This is a genomic window from Bacteroides sp. 1001136B_160425_E2, from assembly GCF_015559655.1.
Lineage (GTDB): Bacteria > Bacteroidota > Bacteroidia > Bacteroidales > Bacteroidaceae > Bacteroides > Bacteroides luhongzhouii.
Genome location: NZ_JADMQH010000001.1, coordinates 160,602 through 181,727, shown reverse-complemented (window position 1 = coordinate 181,727; position 21,126 = coordinate 160,602). Strand labels below are relative to the sequence as shown.

General features: G+C 42.6%; 14 protein-coding genes. 5 read left to right on the top strand and 9 right to left on the bottom strand.

The window, feature by feature from the left end:
* Positions 1–20: 20 nt before the first annotated feature.
* The 5 genes from I2I04_RS00680 to I2I04_RS00660 are packed head-to-tail and all read right to left on the bottom strand — an operon-like array spanning position 21 to position 8,831.
* On the bottom strand, positions 21–1,532 hold the full coding sequence (locus I2I04_RS00680) for a RagB/SusD family nutrient uptake outer membrane protein (RefSeq protein ID WP_229126891.1): 1,512 nt from the start codon (positions 1,530–1,532) through the stop codon (positions 21–23).
* 28 nt (positions 1,533–1,560) lie between these two features.
* Positions 1,561–4,686, bottom strand: coding sequence for a SusC/RagA family TonB-linked outer membrane protein (locus tag I2I04_RS00675; RefSeq protein ID WP_185911599.1), 3,126 nt, complete (start codon positions 4,684–4,686; stop codon positions 1,561–1,563).
* A 35-nt stretch (positions 4,687–4,721) separates the two neighbouring features.
* Positions 4,722–5,639 carry an endonuclease/exonuclease/phosphatase family protein gene (locus I2I04_RS00670; protein ID WP_195654038.1) on the bottom strand — a complete coding sequence of 306 codons (918 nt, stop codon included), beginning with the start codon at positions 5,637–5,639 and terminating at the stop codon, positions 4,722–4,724.
* Positions 5,640–5,653: 14 nt separating this feature from the next.
* Positions 5,654–7,717: a DUF5689 domain-containing protein gene (locus tag I2I04_RS00665; RefSeq protein WP_195471802.1), complete on the bottom strand. Its 2,064-nt coding sequence runs from the start codon at positions 7,715–7,717 to the stop codon at positions 5,654–5,656.
* Between the two features lie 10 nt (positions 7,718–7,727).
* Complete coding sequence (locus tag I2I04_RS00660) at positions 7,728–8,831, bottom strand: hypothetical protein (RefSeq protein WP_195654037.1); 1,104 nt, start codon at positions 8,829–8,831, stop codon at positions 7,728–7,730.
* 507 nt (positions 8,832–9,338) lie between these two features.
* Here I2I04_RS00660 and I2I04_RS23605 point away from each other — a divergent pair.
* From I2I04_RS23605 to I2I04_RS00635, 5 genes are all read left to right on the top strand, one after another.
* A complete protein-coding gene (locus I2I04_RS23605) occupies positions 9,339–9,467 on the top strand; it encodes a hypothetical protein (RefSeq protein WP_370511859.1) in 129 nt (42 codons plus the stop codon).
* A gap of 18 nt (positions 9,468–9,485) precedes the next feature.
* Positions 9,486–10,475: a glycosyltransferase gene (locus tag I2I04_RS00650; RefSeq protein WP_195654036.1), complete on the top strand. Its 990-nt coding sequence runs from the start codon at positions 9,486–9,488 to the stop codon at positions 10,473–10,475.
* A 250-nt stretch (positions 10,476–10,725) separates the two neighbouring features.
* The gene (gene radC / locus I2I04_RS00645) at positions 10,726–11,421 is read left to right on the top strand and encodes a RadC family protein (protein WP_143256995.1); all 696 of its coding nucleotides are present in this window, start codon (positions 10,726–10,728) and stop codon (positions 11,419–11,421) included.
* A gap of 182 nt (positions 11,422–11,603) precedes the next feature.
* On the top strand, positions 11,604–11,915 hold the full coding sequence (locus I2I04_RS00640; RefSeq protein WP_143256996.1) for a metal-sulfur cluster assembly factor: 312 nt from the start codon (positions 11,604–11,606) through the stop codon (positions 11,913–11,915).
* 52 nt (positions 11,916–11,967) lie between these two features.
* Complete coding sequence (locus I2I04_RS00635) at positions 11,968–12,732, top strand: UDP-2,3-diacylglucosamine diphosphatase (RefSeq protein ID WP_195471808.1); 765 nt, start codon at positions 11,968–11,970, stop codon at positions 12,730–12,732.
* A 227-nt stretch (positions 12,733–12,959) separates the two neighbouring features.
* Here I2I04_RS00635 and I2I04_RS00630 read toward each other — a convergent pair whose 3' ends face one another.
* From I2I04_RS00630 to I2I04_RS00615, 4 genes are all read right to left on the bottom strand, one after another.
* Positions 12,960–14,087, bottom strand: coding sequence for a SusE domain-containing protein (locus tag I2I04_RS00630; RefSeq protein WP_195654035.1), 1,128 nt, complete (start codon positions 14,085–14,087; stop codon positions 12,960–12,962).
* Positions 14,088–14,104: 17 nt separating this feature from the next.
* Positions 14,105–15,700 (bottom strand): RagB/SusD family nutrient uptake outer membrane protein, encoded by a 1,596-nt coding sequence (locus tag I2I04_RS00625; protein WP_195654034.1) that lies wholly within the window; start codon positions 15,698–15,700, stop codon positions 14,105–14,107.
* A gap of 11 nt (positions 15,701–15,711) precedes the next feature.
* Positions 15,712–18,723 (bottom strand): SusC/RagA family TonB-linked outer membrane protein, encoded by a 3,012-nt coding sequence (locus I2I04_RS00620; RefSeq protein ID WP_195654033.1) that lies wholly within the window; start codon positions 18,721–18,723, stop codon positions 15,712–15,714.
* Between the two features lie 105 nt (positions 18,724–18,828).
* The gene (locus I2I04_RS00615; protein WP_195654032.1) at positions 18,829–21,036 is read right to left on the bottom strand and encodes a glycoside hydrolase family 97 protein; all 2,208 of its coding nucleotides are present in this window, start codon (positions 21,034–21,036) and stop codon (positions 18,829–18,831) included.
* Between the last annotated feature and the right edge of the window lie 90 nt (positions 21,037–21,126).

Here is a 21,126-nt window from a genome sequence, read left to right as displayed (position 1 = left end):
TTGAATATCTGGATAAATTATTATTGAGGAGTAGTTGAACCGTAGTAAGCATCATAAGCTTTGTTATCGAGCGCATAGCCGGAATAAACGACCTGCGTGTCCGGAATCGGATAGTATTCATGACAAGGACGGATATTCTCCTTTAAACTTGATGAACCGGTGTTTTCATAAGTCTGCGTATACCAGATTCCCCAACGAACCAGGTCGAATTTACGCTGGAACTCACCAATAAGTTCGCGTCCGCGCTCTTTCTGGATTTCATCCATCAATCGTGCCCAGGTGCGGAATTTCGGGTAGTCACCAATGCCTGCACGGTTGCGGGTCATATTCAGATATTTCATAGCAATGTCAGGATCTTGCTCCAGTTGGCAGTAACATTCTGCTTTCATTAACAGTGCGTCGGCATAGCGGAATATCTTATAATTATTTCCGTCGCGGCTGCTGTCAAGATATGGACACCAGAATTTCGGACCCGGCCAGGGAGCAGTGCTTACACTTTTGAAAGCATGGCCGTTGTATTCCCAAGCCATATTATATTGGGCACGTAAGTCACCGCCAATCTTTGTTTGCAGATTCTGGCAGAAATAAGCTGTGGGACGCCAGGGAGTCCAACAAGTAGACTTGTCGCCCAATTCCGGAATTTCCACGCCGTCATATTCGCAGGTACCTGAACGGCGGGTGATAGGCATACAAATGCTGGCAAGATTGGAGGTATAGTTCAAACCACCGGCTACATAAGAGTGCTGGATTTCAAAGATTGATTCAGGCGTATTCTTGTTACGGAACATTACATCTTCGAGTGGATATTGACCGAGGTCGCCATAAATCTCTTCGAGCTTGGATATTGCGTCAATCGCTGTATCCCACTTCTTGTTCCACATCGCCATTTTGGCAATCAGCATCCATCCTGTGGCAGCACCCGTACGATTGGAGGCCACTTCTGACGAACGTACCTGATCCATCAGAGGAACAATTGCTGATAATTCCTTTATCAGATATTCACGCGTTTCCACAGCTGACATACGGCCCAAGCGTCCTATCTTTTGCTGTGTTTCCACATCTGCCACATGTTCTGTATAAAAAGGCACATCGCCAAAGAATGAAGTCAGTAGGTAGTAATAGAACGCACGCATGATTTTGCCTTCGCCTAATAGAGGAAGTTTCTCATTCTCTTCGAGTGGAGAGTTTTCGATTCCATTGATGGCAACGTTACAGTACATTACGCCTTTGTAACCATTGTTCCAAACGGTTTCACCGTGGCGGGGCTTTGCGGGGGAGATATCCAGACGGGAATCCAATGTACCCGAATTGATATACATGAGGTCGGTGCAGGCCTCTGTAGCGATGAAGAGTGTATAGTTGTAGGTTCCGTTTAAAGGAATATAGCACGAGTTGAGCGCAGAGAGACATTGTTCCTTCGTCTGATAAAAGTTGTCGGGTGTAGAAAAACTTGACGTATCTTCTTCCAGACTACAGGAAGCTAGCACGAACATTGACAGAAGAGCGGTCAACCAATTTTTTCTTTTCTTCATTATCATAGTTTTCATATTATTGCATTAATTAATATCTGATTTGGGCACTGAACGTAATGGTACGCGGTTTCGGGTATGCACCCAAGTCCATACGTCGTAGGGTAGAATCGCCGCTGGTTGATACGTCAGGGTCGAATCCGTTGTATTTCTTCCAGAGGTAGAGATTCTCACCGTTTACACTCAAAGTCAGATCACGGATACATTTCGTTTTCTTGTAGAGGTTGAATGTGTAGCCGATGGAAATACTCTTCAAGCGCAGGAAGGTTGCGTCATGAATCTGTAAGTCACTGGGTACGTGTGTATCAATACTTCCGGCACGAGGAAGATCGGAGTTCGGGTTACGAACCGGATGCCAAGAGTCGAGCATGTAACGGTATTGGTTGGTAAACGTACTTCCCGACATATAGAGTTCGGCATAGTTGTAAATTTTGCCACCCAGGGAGTAGTTGAAGTAGATGCCCACTTTTAAGTTACCGAAACGGAAAGTGTTCTGCAAACCTCCATAAATCCAAGGATCGGCATTGCCCAGATAAACCAAGTCGTCCTGACTAAGCGTTCCGTCGTGGTTGATATCGTAGTAGCGTACCGAACCGTTTGAGGTGGTAGAAGGAGATGCGTAGGCAAAAGTGGCTTTATTACGGTTCACTTCGTCTTGATTCTTCCATACGCCACCATATTTGAATCCCCATAGGGCGTTCAAGGGGTAGTCTTTTACATAACCGTACATCATATATGAGTTGTTGCCCGGTGCACCATAAGCTTTTACAAAATCTTCCGTACCGATGTCATCCACATTTTGTTCATTGTGGGCAATGGTGAAGGTGGTCGACCATGAGAATTTCGGCTTCTCGATATTACGGCTTTCGATGGTTAGCTCGATTCCCTTGTTTGAGGTTTTGCCAATGTTGGTCAGGCGGGAAGAATAACCGGTCTGTGTCGGTGTCTGTAAGGTTAGCAACAAGTCTCGGGTCTTCGAGATATAGGCTTCGGCAGTCACGAACAAACGGTTGTTCAGGAACGCCAGGTCAATACCAAGATTGTAGAGGTCGGTCTTTTCCCAAGTCAGGTTAGGGCTTGCCAGGCGCGAAGGGTAATATGCTGCAGGTTGCGAACCGCCAAAAAGGTAACCGTTTGTGGTACTGGAAAGAGCGGCCAGCGAACGATAGGCGCTAATTGCGTCATTACCGGTACGTCCGGCGCTTAAACGGATTGCCATTTCATTAATCCAGTCGATCCCTTCCATAAATTCTTCTTTAGCGGCATTCCATTTCAAAGCTGCAGAAGGGAAGAATCCCCATTTGTTATTGGCGGCAAAGTTGGAAGCACCATCATAACGACCGGTTACGGTTAAATAGTATCTCTGTTTATAGTTATAGTTGAAACGAGCCAATAGAGACATTTTAGTACGTTTGCTGGTGCTCGATGAAGCCGAGTATGTTTGTTTATCTTGTACGGCGTTCATATTGTTCCATTTCACGTTGTCGTCCATATATCCTTTGCCATTTAGCGAAAAATCATTTGAAGAAAGGCGTTGTCCCGTGAAACCAAGAAGCCCGTCGAATGTGTGTCCCGAATCCAATGCTTTTAAATAAGACAGGGTGTTTTCTGTCAGGAGGTTGTGGTCGTCATACTCGGCGCGATAAGCTTCGCCTCCCTCTCCTTCAACCTTGGCAGGCAAGGTGCTTGGATAGTAGCGGTAAGTGTGACGTTGATACATATAGTAGGTGAACTGACTTTTAAATTTCAAATTCTTAATGGGTTCGATTTCGATGAAACCAGTATGGTTGGTAGAGTGGCGTACCTGATAGTTGGTGTTGAGCAATATGGTAGCCAACGGAGTGTTGATCTTCTGTCCGGAATAGTAGAACGGGTTATAGTCATCCATTGGTTTAATGGTAGGACTCAAATAGATAGCGGAGTTCCACCATCCTGTACCACCGATAGAAGCTAAATTCTCGTCGTTGTGTCGCCAAGTGTAATTGCCGGTATATCCCACTTTCATCCAATTAAAAAGTTGGTGGGTAAGTGAAACACGCCCCGTGATACGTTCCTGACCGCTGCGGCGAATTACCCCCTCGGTGTTGTTGTAGCTCAAAGAAACATAATAAGACGTTTTCTTTGTTCCTCCTGACAAAGAGAGTGCGTAATTCTGATACATGGCTGTACGTCCGATCGTATTTACCCAGTCGGTTCCTTCGCCCAAAGAGAAGGGATCGGAGTAAGGATATGATGACAGGGGAGTGCCATCAGTAATCTCATCATTACCATCCGCAGTATTAAAGTAAGCATAATCGTTACGGTATTGTGCCAATTCAGATGCATTCATGATGTCGAGCTTCTGTGGAATTTTGGAGAAACCGATATCTGTTTTGAAGCTAATACTCGGTTTGTCTGCATTTGACAGTCCCTTCTTGGTGGTAATGATGATAACACCATTACTACCTTTCGAACCATAGATAGCTGTAGAAGATGCATCCTTCAGTACAGAAATGGATTCGATATCGGCGGTGTTCAAGTCGTTCAGGTCATGAACGGCATCCATAACGCCATCGACCACGATCAGTGGTTCATTAGAGGCCGAGATTGAGCGTGTACCACGGATACGGATAGAAGTAGTGGCACCCGGTTCACCGGTTGTTGACATAATATCTGCGCCGGCAATACGTCCTTGCAAAGCCTGGTCGATAGAAAGTACCGGAGCGTCCTGGATATCTCCCATTTTAACATTCGATACGGAACCGGTCAGGTCGGCCTTTTTAACAGCTCCATAACCGATAACCACGACTTCATCCAAGGCTGTTTTCTTATCTGGTAAGAGTTTTACATTGATCTTTTCGCGTCCCGTCACATTGATTCTTTTCTTTTCATAGCCGATAAAGCTAACCTCTAGGGTGCCATTGGCAGGGACCTGTATCTCATACCACCCGTTAAGGTCGGTCAAGGTGCCGACTTGTGTTGTAGCTTCCCTGATGGTTGCTCCAATCATAGGCAAGCCTTCTTCGTCGAATACCGTACCGGTCACTTTGATTTTTCTATCTGCGTTCTGCGCCACTGCTTCCGGAAGCAACAGGCAACATGCCACCAGCATGAGCAAAGTCTTTCGGAAAGCATTCCGACAGAGCGATGCATTGTATTTATTTACTAATTGTCTCATGTGCTTTTATAGATTAAGCGCTTTCTTAAATAAGTTTATTCATTATAAATGCGGCAAGTTACCGTCACTGGATAGTGATCGGAATAGTTGTCGGTGAAATTGTCCATCAAGATCTGGGCATTGAGCATGTTGCGCATAGCCTCTCCCGATGCATAGATGAAATCGATGCGCGAACCTTTATAAGATCCGTTGGGACCTGTCCATCCTCCGTAGATGGTAGGGCAGCTGCGCACGAAGTTGATATTCATCTCACGAACAGGATCTCTATATCCATTGTCGAGAATGGCTTGATGCACCTGATAATTGAGAGTGCTTCCTGTAGAAAGATCGTTTTTATCAAGTGGGGAGAAAGAATTGAAGTCGCCCATCATCAGCCAGTATTTTTCATCAGGATACTTGCGGATAGTATTGTTGAGATACGTTTGGATCTCTTCCAAACGGTAAGCGTCGCCATTGGCGGCATTTGAACCGGAGGGGGTATACGAGAAAGGATAAAGATGAAGTACCAGAATGTTGATACCTTTGATCTTGACATGAATACCTCCATGCCATACCCCATCCAAAATGCGGCTTACCACTTCAATGGGATATTTGGAAGTGATAGATACGGGATAGCCGCTTTCCTTGCACATCTCGGCATAATTATGTCCCCAACGAGATGATAATGCTGTTAGCTTTTCTTTGGTGAATCCATTGGTTTCTTCAATGGCCATAATGTCGGGGGCCTGTTCGCTGACCCAAGTTACAAAGTTGTTGTAGTCGTTGGCTTTATCCAACTTCATTCCTTCGAGTACGTTGTAACTCAACACTTTTAATGTTTCAGTCGTCACACTGGAACCGCTGTTTAATTCGAGGTCTCCAGTCGGCAGTTCTTCATCATCGCTACAACTGAAGTTGCATACAGCCATTGCCAATGCCATTGCAGCATAAAGTATTTTGCTAAATTTATTCATTGTACGTTATCTATTTATTTGTTATAGCGAATGCTTACATACATTAGTCCACTTGTGCTGTTGTTGTTAATTACAGCTGTGTCATAAGTAGTGGTTGTTCCGGCTTTATTAGCTGAAGGAATCAGGCGCAGATAGACAGTGCTTTTACCCAACAAATCAAGAGGTAACTCTATATTAGTGTTTTTCCATGCATTCAATTGTTCGTAGAGTGTATTTCCCCATTGTACGACGTCAGGAATTGTGTACTCACCAACTTTCGTCCATTCGCCATCTTCGTTTCCATGTTCAGACCATTCTACATTCCAGTAGCGAGGTGCGCCAACGCTGTAATTCAATGTGGCAAGTTGTAGTGATACGTGTGTGCCGGTGATGCCAGAAGTCGAACACTTAATCATCCAGCTATTTGCTTTTCCTGTAGAAGAGTTCCACCAGTTTTTAGCTTGGAAGGCCAAGTTCTTGCTAGCGGATATAATACCTTTTCCGTCAGTTACTCCGTCAATAACTCCCAGATAACCATAATCGGTTGAGGCTGTTGGAGTTACGGCAGTATGCCATAATTCACCATTTCCTTCAGAAGGAAGTACTTTCGTACCTGAAAGCTTAAATGCATTCCATTCAGCAATAATAGTAGAAAAACTATTGTTTTTCGATTGGTCGATTTTAATGTCTTCACGCGAGAGGTGACGCATCTGATAGTGTCCGATATCTCCACCATTCTCGAAACGAGTGTATTCTTCATGTACAATGACGCCTGATATTGTTCCTGAACCTTGTGGCAATATATTGCCATCGCGACGGTAAGGACAATCAATATTTGTCATCAAAAACATACTTTGTCCCTGATTGTCGTGCATTAATAAAGGATAACGGTCAACACGTTTCTGATTGTAAGTGGGACAGTAACCCTCATTGAAAGGTGTAAACGGCCCTTTACGAATAGGAAACTCACAGTTTTTCAATGTTACAAAAGTATACACATCATTATCAGTAAGTTCAGACATTGTGCGTTCTTTCTTTACCAACTTCGTAGCATCACCTTCTTCTTTAGAAATAAAGCTCTTGAAAGTCATGTCTGTCAACGTGTAACGTTGAGGATTATCTTCTTTCTTTAAAGTCAGACCTTTCAACCAGATTTTCACTTTATCGAAGGGAACAAGTTCATTCAGTTCTTTTGTATCAAAAACCAAAGCAAAACCATACTTTCCATCTAAACTCTGCACATAAGTGGTGCGATAAGTAGTACTTAGGTCGATATCTGTTTTAGAAAGCTGCGTATTAGCTGCATTATTAGCACCGGTAGCATCGCAAACGACTATCCCCTCAATAGCCACATCCTCCTCAATTTTTTGAGAACCAGTCGCATCGTTCACTAGTTTGCGAACCTCGGCAAATGAAATGGTTTCGGTTTGCTTGGTACCTCCCATCTCCATCTGACCTATATTAAAATCTGTAGTATGAGCTTTTCCCCAGTCATCAACATACGTAATATGTAGTGTAGCATTACGTTCTCCCACTTCAGGCTCATTGGCAGCAACCTTCACCTGCATTTTATTCATTTCTTTGTTAAATAAAAGCTGTGATACCCACTCTTCGCCTTTGTCATAATCCACAGTCATCGCAATACGAGTACTGTCACTAGCAGGAATATTAGTATTCAAATTCACTTCCAATTCTTTACCTACTGCAGAAACCCGGGCTTCTTTGTCTGGAAAAGCGATAGAAGGAGATACACCATATTGATAAATATAGATAGTATCTGCTTTTACTTTATTGGCAAGTTTTACAATCACTTTACCTTTACGAGGAAATTTTTCATTAGCTCGCCAAACTAAATTAAAACTTCCGTCTCCTTCTCCACTCTTACGCTCAATATTGACCCATTGACGGGTTAATGAATCGCGCTCCACCGTCCATGCGCATGTCGCTGTCAAAGGGACTTCACGCCTGCCTGCTTCTGACGAAATATAAATATTGGACGCATCACCAATGGTTACCACTTCCAGTTCTTCATCATCATCACATGAAAAACAGGAAAGTGACAAGGTCACGATACTAAGATATAGAAATATGTTTTTCATTACTTTGTTTTTATTCATCTAATAAATAATAATATACATCGTCCAAGCGATAGACATAGAAATTATCTACAAATACACGATTATTGCCTGTAGTGAGAGTGTAGTCACCACCAATGATTTGAAATTTGGTATTAGCAGTAACAGGGCGTTCAGGAGGACTTACCACATAAAAATTATGGCGTCCTTTATTCCACATTGTAGTAAGTACATCAGGATCAAGAGGGTCATAATAATCCAGATCGATCGTTTTTGTCGTAGTGTGGGTGTCAGCAAATTCGCCTCCATTCAATATGTTGATAACTAATTTATTATTATCTTTTGTCCCATCCTCTTCAGTATAAGCAACCGCATCAAATGAAACAAGCAGTACAGAGTCTCTTACAATGTCAGTAATGTAGGGTGTGATAAGATCAGCACCATGTCCTTGATCGTCACCAAGGCGGATAAAGCCGAATTTGCCATAACAATAAGCTTTGTCTTCCTCCTTTGTGATAGTTGACGACCACTTATACTCTTTTTGTGCTTCCGTCCAGTCACCAATCAATTTCTCATTCGTAGTCACATTGGGAGAGGCGGTAGATGAACCATATTTCAGCCATTCAAAATCTTCACCTAGTCGGGTTGTGAATCCCTGTCGGATGTTGATAAACTTGCCATAGTCGACCTCGGGGGAGGTGATTGAAACGGTAGCGATACGACGTTTGTAATCTTTGGTTTGTGCTTCCCATGCGAGATGCCATTCGTCTTCACCAGTCGCTTCGTTCCGGCCCACTTTTTCTGCTTTCAACCAATTTTCAATAACTTCTTCTTCCTCCTGTTCGTTAGCAGGAACTTTGCTTTGTACCAAAACCGAATAATTCGTATTAGTTTTAACAAAGATTGAAAGCTGTCCTGCCTTAGGAGGAATATTGAGAGCTTCATCAGGCTTCATCTCTACTTTCTCTCCTGTCTGGTTGTCTACATGACTCACACTAATAAACTCGTTCCTTCCTTCTTCGCTGTCATCGCAACTCCAGTAGGAGGGAAGTAATAAGAATAAGGTTAACAGAGGTAACCATTGCCTCCATCTTACATTTTTGGGCAAATGTTTACACGATAAATTAATTTCCATCATATAAAATATAAATTAATTAAAAATAAAATACTCTTTGTTTTAAATGCAAATAACTATATAATATATTGCTTAATAATGACGGAGGATTTACAGTTCTGTTAAGAGGTTATCTATTAGAACAAAATCGGAATAATTTAGCATGGGTTTCATGCAAAATTCACATCGGTAAAGTGATAAGTGTTTCTTTCTTTTCATAGCGTTTGTAGTTTCTACTTTTATCTTTTGTTATAGGTTGACGCCACAAATATAAACATAAAAAGCATATAAACAAACTTTTTTAGAAAGAAAACGAAAGAAAATAGATGTAATGGAAAGAAAAAGAAAGGGGAGGCGCATAAAAAAATAACTTTTTTATTGTGATAGTACTGAACATCATCGGTATTACATATTCTTATTTATTACTTGTATTCACCTTCAGGCGAATATAGTTGGGATAGTGGTGAAAGAAGAAATCAGTCAGATTTATTCAATCATCAAAAGCTTGCCGGAAAAAGAAGAAATGTGTTGATGTTAATCAAGTATCATGGTCTGAAGAATAAAGAAGTGGCGGAAATTTTGGGAATCTCCGTTCCATTTATTTTTTGTCAATCTAAGAAGCTGTTTCCTTTTTTTTGTCTTACTTTGCATGTCAAATAGTTATATCCCATTTTTGATATGCGTTACTCTGTCATAATCCCCGTTTATAATCGTCCCGATGAAGTGGATGAATTATTGCAAAGTCTTACCATGCAACACTTTAAGGATTTTGAAGTTGTTGTTGTAGAAGATGGTTCCTCCATTCCCTGTAAAGGAGTAGTAGACCGGTATGCAGACCGGCTGAATATAAAATACTACTCTAAACCCAACTCCGGTCCGGGACAGACCCGTAATTACGGGGCAGAACGTAGCGAAGGGGAATACCTTATTATATTAGATTCTGATGTCATTCTTCCCGAAGGATACTTCGATGCGGTAGAGAAGGAACTTCTCGCTTCTCCTGTCGATGCTTTCGGCGGCCCCGACCGTGCGCACGATTCTTTCACGGATATCCAAAAGGCGATAAACTATTCCATGACTTCTTTCTTTACGACCGGAGGAATCCGTGGCGGGAAAAAGAAGATGGACAAATTCTATCCCCGCAGTTTTAATATGGGAGTTCGCCGGGCAGTGTATGAGGCTTTGGGCGGATTCTCAAAGATGCGTTTTGGAGAGGATATTGACTTCAGTATCCGTATCTTTAAGAACGGTTATACTTGCCGGCTTTTTCCGGATGCCTGGGTGTATCACAAACGGCGCACTGATTTGAAGAAGTTCTTCAAGCAAGTGCATAACTCCGGCATTGCCCGAATTAATCTTTATAAGAAATATCCGGACTCTCTGAAACTGGTGCATTTACTTCCAGCTGTATTTACGTTGGGAGTGGCACTCCTATTATTAGGGACTCCATTCTGTCTTTTCAGTTTTACGCCGTTCATTCTTTATGCATTGCTAGTATGCATGGATTCTACAATTCAGAATAAGAGTCTGGCTATTGGCATTTATTCCATAGCCGCTGCATTTATACAACTTATCGGCTATGGTACAGGCTTTTGGCGTGCATGGTGGCAGCGTTGTGTCAGAGGGAAAGATGAGTTTGAGGCTTTCCAAAAGAATTTTTATAAGTAACCTACTTTTAATTTGTTTACTACCATTCCTATTTTTACTTAAAAGGAATGTTGCATGACACCCGGGTCTTAGCATGCCTGACACCCGGGTGTCGTGCTGCTCAAGACCCGGGTGTTGTTATGTCTGACACCCGGGTGTCGTACAACTTACCTTAGCATAAAAAAAAGAAGAAGACTATAATCAAGTTTTTTTCCATTGCCTCTATCATTAAATAAAATAAGCCTACCTTTACACTTTCAAAACATAGCAAATGGAAAGTAAACACAAACTATCCATCAACCAATGGGCACTGGAGGACCGCCCACGGGAGAAAATGATGGAAAAGGGAGCAGCCGCATTGAGTGATGCCGAACTACTCGCTATATTAATCGGCTCCGGAAATACGGAAGAAAGTGCTGTAGAACTGATGCGACGTCTGCTCCTGTCTTGTGATAACAATCTCAATTCATTGGCAAAATGGGAAGTCTGCGACTATTCCCGTTTTAAAGGTATGGGACCGGCAAAGAGTATCACGGTGATGGCAGCTTTGGAACTTGGAAAGCGGCGGAAACTGCAAAGTACAAAAGAAAGACTTCAAATCACTTGTTCGAAAGACATCTATGACATTTTCCAACCTCTGATGTGTGATCTTGAACAAGAAGAATTCTGGGTCCTTTTGCTGAATCAGGCGACGAAACTTATAGATAAGGTACGTATCAGTACTGGTGGAATAGACGGAACATACACCGATGTACGCACCATCCTTCGGGAAGCATTACTGCAAAGAGCTACCCAAATAGCTGTAGTTCACAATCATCCTTCAGGGAATACCCGTCCTAGCCAACCGGATAAAACATTGACGGAGCATATTCGTAAAGCTGCAGATACAATGAATATTCGGCTGATAGATCATGTCGTCGTTTGCGAAGACGGGTTCTTTAGTTTTACGGATGAGGGATTACTTTAATTTCATTTATACCTTAATATTCCCTTTTACAACAATTTACTGTCTTGATACGTTTTTCATATAAGGTGAAGATGAAGAATAAATGTAATATTCTTTAGGTACAGGATGCGCATTCCGCACCTAATTTTTTATGTTTCGTTTTTTATCTCTATCTTTGCAATACATAATTAAATGGAGACGTTATGGAGAAATTTGAAATAGAAGAAAAGATTGTAGCCATACTGAAAACAGTGTACGATCCGGAGATTCCGGTGAATGTATACGATCTTGGACTGATTTATAAGATAGATGTTTCTGATAATGGGGAAGTTGTGTTGGATATGACATTGACAGCTCCTAATTGTCCGGCTGCTGATTTTATCATGGAGGATATTCGTCAGAAAGTGGAATCAGTGGAAGGTGTCACTGCAGCTACCATTAACTTGGTGTTTGAACCGGAATGGGACAAAGATATGATGAGCGAGGAAGCAAAGCTTGAACTAGGCTTTCTTTAGTTACGAGTGATAACCTCATAATCAATCTCTTATAACTAACAACTCAAAACTCATGAAGAACGTTTATTTCCTTTCCGATGCGCATCTCGGGTCTCGTGCCATAGAACATGGACGCACCCAGGAAAGACGCTTGGTGAACTTCCTCGACAGTATAAAACATAAGGCTTCTGCCATTTATCTGTTAGGAGATATGTTCGACTTCTGGTATGAATTCCGGCTGGTGGTTCCTAAAGGTTATACCCGTTTTTTGGGAAAGCTGTCAGAACTGACAGATATGGGAGTGGAGGTTCATTTCTTCATCGGTAATCACGATATTTGGTGTGGAGATTATCTCACAAAAGAGTGTGGTGTCATTATGCATCGTGAGCCGTTGACTACCGAAATCTATGGGAAAGAATTCTATCTTGCTCATGGTGACGGGTTAGGGGATCCGGATAAGAAGTTTAAATTACTCCGGCAGATGTTTCATAGCAAAACTTTGCAAACGATGTTTTCAGCCATCCATCCCCGTTGGAGTGTAGAATTGGGATTGACTTGGGCAAAGCGTAGCCGGCAGAAGCGTATTGACGGAAAAGAACCGGATTACATGGGAGAAAATAAAGAACATTTGGTTCTCTATACAAAGGAGTATCTGAAAAACCATCCCAATATTAATTTCTTTATCTACGGACATCGTCACATTGAATTGGATTTGATGTTGAGTGCTACTTCCCGCGTACTGATTTTGGGAGACTGGATTAACTTTTTCTCTTATGCTGTATTCGATGGAGAGAATCTCTTTTTGGAAGAGTATATTGAAGGAGAGACACAAGCTTAATTATTAGTCACCGCCAATTACACCGATTGGATTGTAACTTATTCATTGACAATATAAACAGGGATATTCTCTGAATATAAAAAAAGCAACTAATTCATTGTGAGTTAGTTGCTTTTTTACCTTTAAGTAGAGGACGTCCAAAAAACTTTGCTTTTTTTTCTTCAGGGACATTTCAGGCAGGCGCTCCAAATAATCTGCATAAACCTGCATGATTTGTTGTGAAAAACTTATTTTTTCGTCACGATTAACTTCGCTTTTACTCTATTGAAGTATAACTTAATAGTATAAGTACCATCCTTGCTTACTTTAAAATTATTATCACTACCTGCTTCTTCAAATTCTCCTTCAACATCATTGGTACCGAATGAATTAACCCATTCGTTGTCTGCACGGATTTTCCATGCGTTATCGGCTTTCAGATCCAGCGTGGCAGTTAAGTAATAAGCTCTGTTTCCTGAAGCATCCGATTCAAAAGCTAAAGTCATCGGAGTGTCTGCAGCTTCCTTTCCCCAATCGTTATGTGTACCTGCAATCCCCCATGCGTCGGCTGATGCTTTTATAGAGAGCTCCAAAGTCGTTTTATTAAAAGAGAATTTATAAGAATATTTATCATAGCAGGTAATATTACCTGTGCCGGTAGCCAGTGTGATGGAAGCTGGATTCTTTTCAGTGGCATCATCGGTTCCCCAACTCGTGTTCCAAGATGCTTCAGGAGAAATTTTCCAGCCGTCTTTAGCCTGATTGCCAAAGACTACCCATCCCTCGTAAATGCCATCATCATTGGCGGAAAACAGCAGCTGGCATTGCTTGAACGAATCATCCGGGTCTCCCCAGTTACAGTAGGCTCCTGGTAGATATACTTTTGGATATTCGGGATCGCCGATGAACGGAGTGATTTGAGCGGATTCTACATTTGAATAGAAAGAATCGGCTGCATCCGAAATGGAAGAGGCGATACGGAATTCAAAATCATAGGGTTCTACGGTGACTTCCATTTCATAAGATTGAAACAGTTTCATTATTTTGCTGTTCAAATCCTGTGTAGTGATGTTATATGGTCCTTCTTCCGTAGAAGAATGCAATGTTATTGCGCTTCCAAAATTCTTGCCTTTCAGGTCCATTTGCAATGAATTGGTAATCTGGGCGGCATAGCCTGTCTGGGGATTGGTCCATTTAAATTCGATCGCAGTGGCTTGGGCTTTATTCGCGTCCAATACATAAGTGTCGGCAATGCCGGACAATACGGCGGGAGTTGCTTCGCTCTCATTGTAATATACCTTGTCCAGGTCACTGTCACAAGCACTGAATATCAATAATGATAGGCAAATTGCTGATATATATTTTACTATTTTCATGTCTGTAAGTCATTTTATTATTTATAACCTTCGTTTTGTTCCAGTGACCCGTTTACGCTGATGTCTGAAACGGGAATAGGGAATATATTATATCTTTCGTTGACACCTACTCCGGTAATTACGCCTCCTTTGGCAGGCCACGTATAGGAGGAAGATGTGTATTTGCCGAAACGAATCAGGTCGATGCGACGGACGCCTTCCCAGTAAAGTTCACGACCTCTTTCGTCTAAAATATTCTGGTAGTTGTTAGCTGTCAGCCAGGCTGCGTCAATCTTATGATGTGGGGTGTCACCATAAGCACGGTCGCGTAATTCATTAACATATCCAACAGCCGTACTGATATCACCGCCTTCACCACCACGTGCCACAGCTTCTGCATACATCAGATAAATATCACCCAAACGAAACAGAGGGAAGTCGGTGTCTACCCACAGAATATCCTGTCCCGGTTTTCCTGTACTGGTGAGGTTGGTATATTTGATAACTCCCCAGCCTTCAGTATCAAAGTTACCTACTACGCCGGTCGTTATCTGATAGTTACACTTTCCGTTATAGTCATCGAAGATACCTCTTTTATCCTGAATCTCTTCCGGTTTCGGGTTATCATTATCTTCAAAATCAAACAGTTTCACTAAATTTTGTGTACTGCGGAATACACTCCATCCTTCGCGAACGCCACCGCCTGCTTCTTTGCGTGCGCCGACAATCAGCGCAGTCATTCCCCAGGATTGCGTTTTCCTGCCATCAAAAATGACCGGATAAATAATCTCTTTCAATGTTTCCGGGTTCTCTCCATTATCCGCTTTAAATAAATCGGCATAGTTGCCTGCCAGCGAGTAGTGAGGAATTACGCGTTTACAAGCTGCGATACAATCGGTGTAACGTGGTTGTCCTGTATAAACTTCGGCGTTCAGATACATACGTGCCAGTAATGCATCTACCACAGTCTGGTCTGCACGTCCGTATTCTGCGCGGGTAGCAGGCAGATCGGTTCTGATTGCATTCAATTCGCTTTCAATCCAGTTGAATAGTTCCGTACGTGAAAGCTGTGACGGAGTAAGTGAATAATTCTGTTCGGTGATGAACGGAGGTCTGCCATAAGCATCCATCAGTATATAATACGCGAAAGCGCGGTTAAATCGAGCTTGTGCCGCATAACTTTTCTGGTCGACATCTGCCGGTGCGTTATCTATATTCCTCATGAACTCATTGACCAGTGCCACCACAAACATACAACGTTGGTATACTCCCTCTATGATTTCGTTTTTGCTGGTAGTCCAGGTCAGGTTATTGATTTCTCCCGACCAGGACTCCTTCGATGCATTCTTACATTCGTCTGTTGTTTGTTCCTGCATGGTCCACCAGCAACGCATTAATACTGTGTTACCTCCATCCAGACCGGCAATATCGGAATCGCTGCCGTTTTGTCCGGATAGTGCCCATACTGAATATATTTTATTTAGCCCTTGAGTGTAGCTTTCAGCATCTGTATATGCTCTTTCTGCTGTTACAACAGTCGGGTCTAGCGGCTGTACATCCAAATCGCCCACACAAGCACTGAAACTGGTAAGGCAAGTCAATAGTGAAGCTAGTATATAATATTTCTTTTTCATGGCATTCTGGTTTAAAAATTAAGATTGATACCTAAGGTGAATATGCGGGGGCGAGGCCACATACTTCCGTCTATTGCTGATGTTTCAGGGTCCAAACCGCTATATTTGGTAATTGTAAATACGTTCTGTACTGACGCACTGACACGTCCCGATAATCGGCTGTTGAGCAACTTTCTGAATGAATATCCCAATGTTATGTTATCCATTTTCAGGAAAGATGCATTTTCCAGGAAATAATCACTGGCTCCCTGTTCCGTACTGTTGATCTTTGTGAATCCGGTTTTATAGATTGCTTCGTAATAGTTTACGAGGAAACCTTTGCCACTGTAATTGTTGGTAGTGCTGTTACCTGCGGCGAGAGAGTTGAATACATAGTTGCCGAGGTTGGCACGCAGGTTGAAACCCAAGTCCCAGTTGCGGTAGGTAAATTCCGAACTCAATCCCATAAACACCTTCGCCATCGGGCTCTTGCCGGTCAGATAACGGTCGGCTTCTGTGATTTTTCCATTGCCATCACGGTCGACAAAAGCATTTTGGATCGGTTTCCCGTCTTTATCATATACTTGCTGGAAGAGATAGAAAGTGTTGGGCTGTTCATTGATTTGATGTTTCTGATTCGTTCCGGCGTCGATACCTTGATATTCGGGATTATAAGTAGCTGTCAGTTTGGTAATTTTACTGTCATTCCAAGTTATATTGTAGCCTACGTTCCAGGTGAAATCTTTGCTTTGTATAGCCATTGCGTTGATGTTGAATTCAACACCTTCATTTTTCATTTCACCCACGTTGGCTGTAATCTGATTGGTGAAGTTGGTGCCGGCAGGTGCGCTGACAGTATTCAACAGGTCTTTGGTATGCTTCTGATAATATTCGATGCTACCGTTGATACGGTTGTTCAGGAAACCGTAGTCGATGGCAAGGTTATAAGTTGCAGTTTGTTCCCACTTCAGGTCGGGGCTGTAACCATTCGGTTTCAGTAATGTTGTTCCCAGATAAGTAGTGTTGGGATTGGTGCTGAATGAATAAGTAGTCAGATATTGATAGTCACCGATTTCTTGCTGACCGGTGACACCGTAACCCAAGCGAAGTTTTAATTTGGATAAAACATCTTTTGTTCCTGCCATGAATGCTTCATCGCTCACTGTCCATGCCAATGCAGCTGAAGGGAACAACCCCCAACGGTTGTTCTTGCTGAAGCGTGAAGAACCATCCCGGCGCAGCGTTGCTGTGAGTAGGTAGCGTCCCATGAAGTTGTAGTTCAAGCGTCCGAAGAAAGATACGAGATAATTCTCATAAGGAATGCGATAATGGCTACTGCGGATATATCGTCCTTCTTCCTGATCGTATGTATAGCCTTCCTTGTCTCCTTCACTTCCGTCAGTCGGATTAGAGTAGGTGATGTCATGATTGGCGTAATAGAAATGCTGCCAGGAGTAACCTGCCATTACGTCGATATGACTTTTGATTGATTCTATGTCTTTTGTATAATTCAGGTAAAAGTCCAGCAAGTGGTTACGGCGCAGATTATTCCAGGTGTTACCGCTTCCCAGATTGGGGAAGTTGGTATCTTGTGCGCTTTGAATGGAACCGGGGCTTACAAAGTTGCGTCCTGTTGTTTTCGCTACGTCGTAACCCATGTTCAGGTTCATGTGCAGGTCTTCCAGCCCATGAATCTTATAGTCCAGTTGGATATTGCCTAAACTACGGTTGGTCTTTCCATGATTATCTCTGTCGTATAATAACGACAGCGGATTGTAGGTAGCTACCGATTGAACAGCACCGGGTACTTCCGACCAGTTCCAATAGCCATGATAATTTCCGTATTCCGTATACATCGGTTTAGTGGGATCGAAGAAAGCAGCGGCACCTACAGCACCGGAGTCCGCAAAATGATTTTTGTTAATCGTACCTTTTACATTGATGTCTACACTCAAATGTTCCTTAAAGAATTTCGGGTTAAGGTTGATTGCAGCAGTGTAGCGTTCGTAACTGGAAGTCTTGAGAGTCCCCCGTTCATTGTTGTAACCTATGCTGACGCGATAAGGTAGTATACCTGTCTTACCGGAGATAGCGATGTTCTGGTCAGTGCTTAATCCTGTCTGGTAGATGGCATCCTGCCAGTCAGTAGATTGATCGGGATATTTGTTTATGATTTGGCTGACTGCATCCTTTTGAGTTGTTCCTTCATACTGATTAAGTGTCACTTCACGGAATTGACCGGCATTGAGGGTAGGCACACGTTTATAAGCATCTTTAGCTGTGAAACTACCGGAATAGGAAATTTTCATTTTGCCCTGCGAACCTTTTTTGGTTGTGATAATGATGACACCGTTTGATGCACGCGAACCATAGATAGCGGTAGCTGAAGCATCTTTTAATACGGTGAATGTCTCAATATCGTTAGGATTGATTGTTGCCAGCGCATTAGGTGTACCCGGAGCGGCATCGTTGGAAGTAGGAATACCGTCAATCACAATCAGCGGATCATTGGAGGCATTCAATGAAGCACCTCCGCGGATACGGATAGTAGCACTGGCTCCCGGACTACCGTCACCCGGAGCTACAAATAATCCCGGTACTTTACCCTGGATTAATTCCTGTGGTGATGTAACAGCACCGCGATTCATGTCTTCTGCTTTGATAGCAACGACTGAACCACTCAAATCGCTCTTCTTCACAGAACCGTAACCAATGACAACAACATCATTCAACAATTGGCTGTCATCCTGCAATGTTACAGTGACAGAAGGAGCAGCTTTCACTTCAGCGGGTTTGTAACCTACGAAAGAGATAGAGAGAATGGCATCTTTGGCAGCATTCAGGGTAAAGTTACCGTCGAAATCGGTAATTGTACCTGTGGTAGTACCTTTGATGATTACATTTGCACCGATTACCGGTTCGCCAGTAGTGTCTTTTACATGTCCTTTGACAGCCATCTGTTGTGCATAAGAACTTAATGCGAAGAACAGCCCCGGCAATATGAGGAGAATCACTTGAAAGATTCTGAAATTAACTTGCTTCATGCATTCTAAAAATTAAAGTTAACAATATAGTGATATTATCATATCCTTGAAAACATTTCGTAAAAAATACCTATCGAAAACATTCATTCTTTAAAGGCTATATGATTATAGCCTTTTTAATCCTTTTACTTCTGCTTTATCTTTTACTTCTTTGATGCTGATTGCATATCCTCCTCCGTTGGCAGCGCGTAAAGTCATCTTACTTTTGTTAGTCAGAATACCTTTTTTGATGGTATATGCCTGTGGATTTTCTTTCCAGTCAGCATCTTTGGCGTCTGCATAAACGGTGGCAATATACAGTTTGCCCGGAGTCAGAAAATCGAATGTCAGTTTAGAAGTATGTCCGTTCTCACCGGCTGTGCAACCGATGTACCAGTCATTAGTACCTTTTGCTTTGCGGGCAATAGTGATATATTCTCCCGGTTCTGCTTCCAGATAGTTGCTTTCGTCCCAGTCGATCGCTACGTCTTTGATGAATTGGAAAGCATCCATAAACCGTTCGTAGTTTTCGGGAACATCGGCAGCCATTTGTAACGGACTGTACATTGTCACGTATAAAGCCAGCTGGCGGGCAATGGTAGAACGTACCTGTGAATTATTTGCAGGATTCATTTTGTTACAATGAGTTTCGAAGATGCCCGGAGTATAATCCATCGGACCGCCAATTAATCGTGTGAAAGGCAGGATAGTGGTATGATATACCTTGTTTCCTCCGAATGACTCATATTCTGTACCGCGTGCGGATTCGTTACCGATTAAGTTGGGATAAGTACGGCAAATACCTGTCGGGCGGGTTGCTTCGTGTGCGTTGACCATGATTTTATAATCGGCGGCTTTCTTTACTGCATACAAGTAGTGGTTGTTCATCCATTGACCATAGTGGTGTTCGCCACGAGGAATGATATTGCCTACATAGCCACTCTTTACGGAATTGTATCCATTGTCTGCCATAAACTGATAAGCCTGATCCATGTGGCGTTCGTAGTTGCGTACAGAAGCGGAAGTCTCATGGTGCATCATCATCTTAATACCTTTACCGGCTGCGTAGCGATGTATTTCCTGTACATCGAAATCAGGATATGGAGTAACGAAGTCGAAAACGTAGTCTTTGCTGTTGCCGAACCAGTCTTCCCATCCTTCATTCCATCCTTCCACTAACACAGCATCGAATCCGTGAGTGGCGGCGAAGTCAATATAACGTTTTACGTTGGCTGTATTGGCAGAATGTTTGCCGTTCGGTTTGGTTTTAGAATAATCCGTTTCACCAAGTTTCACGCTGGTCAGTTCGTCGGTATACGCCCATGAACCTTTTCCGGTAATCATGTCCCACCATACACCGATATATTTTACCGGTTTTATCCATGAAGTATCTTCTAGTTTGCAAGGCTCGTTCAGATTGAGTGTAATACGTGAGGCAAGGATATTGCGGGCATCGTCGCTGACAATCACAGTACGCCATGGAGTATTGCAAGGAGTTTGCATATAACCTTTATCCCCTTGGGCATCCGGAGTTAGCCATGATTCGAATATCATATTCTTATCGTCCAGATTCAAGTTCATACATGAGTAATCAACCAGAGCTGCTTCGTGGAGATTGATGTATAAACCATCGTCGGTTTTCATCATTAATGCGGTTTGTACACCTGTTGGTGAGAATACTGTTTGCGAAGTGTTGGGTGTAACAGCCTGTTTCATCAACCCTCTGATTTCTGACAGGCGGGAAATGGTATAATCATATTCTTGTGTATCATAATCACCCGGAATCCAATAAGCTGTGTGGTCACCTGCCATGGCAAATTGTGAATGCTCATCCTTGATTATAAAGTAGTTCAATGTTTTCTGTTGGGGAAACTCATAGCGGAATCCCAGGCCATCATTGAATAAACGGAAACGTATCAGGATGGAACGGTCGTTTGCCGGTTGGTACAAGGTCACTGCCAGTTCATTATAATGATTACGGATTTCCTTTTCTTCTCCCCACACCGGTTTCCAGGTTTCGTCAAAAGTAGATGTACGCGCATCTTTCACTTCGAATCCATCAAATAGATTTGTTTTTGAATCGAGTTTGTCCATATCTCTGCGGTCTACCCAATCGAAGTCGGTTTTAGTCGCATTCTCCTTTTTTAGCTCCAATCCCAGTTTACTAGGTTTGATAACAGCTTTTTCTTTGTAACTCAATTCGTACATGGGAGCACCTTCCTTATTTAATTGGAAAGTCATTACCAGATTTCCATCCGGTGAGGTCAGTTTCTGTTGAGCGTTCGTGATGAACGAAATACAGAGTAAGGCAATAATTAATAAATTCTTCTTCATTTTATCTTATGGTATTAAATTGTAAGCTAATCAATTCGAGCTTTCAGGTGTTTTGCATTAGGAATATCGCAAATGTAAAGACTATCCTTG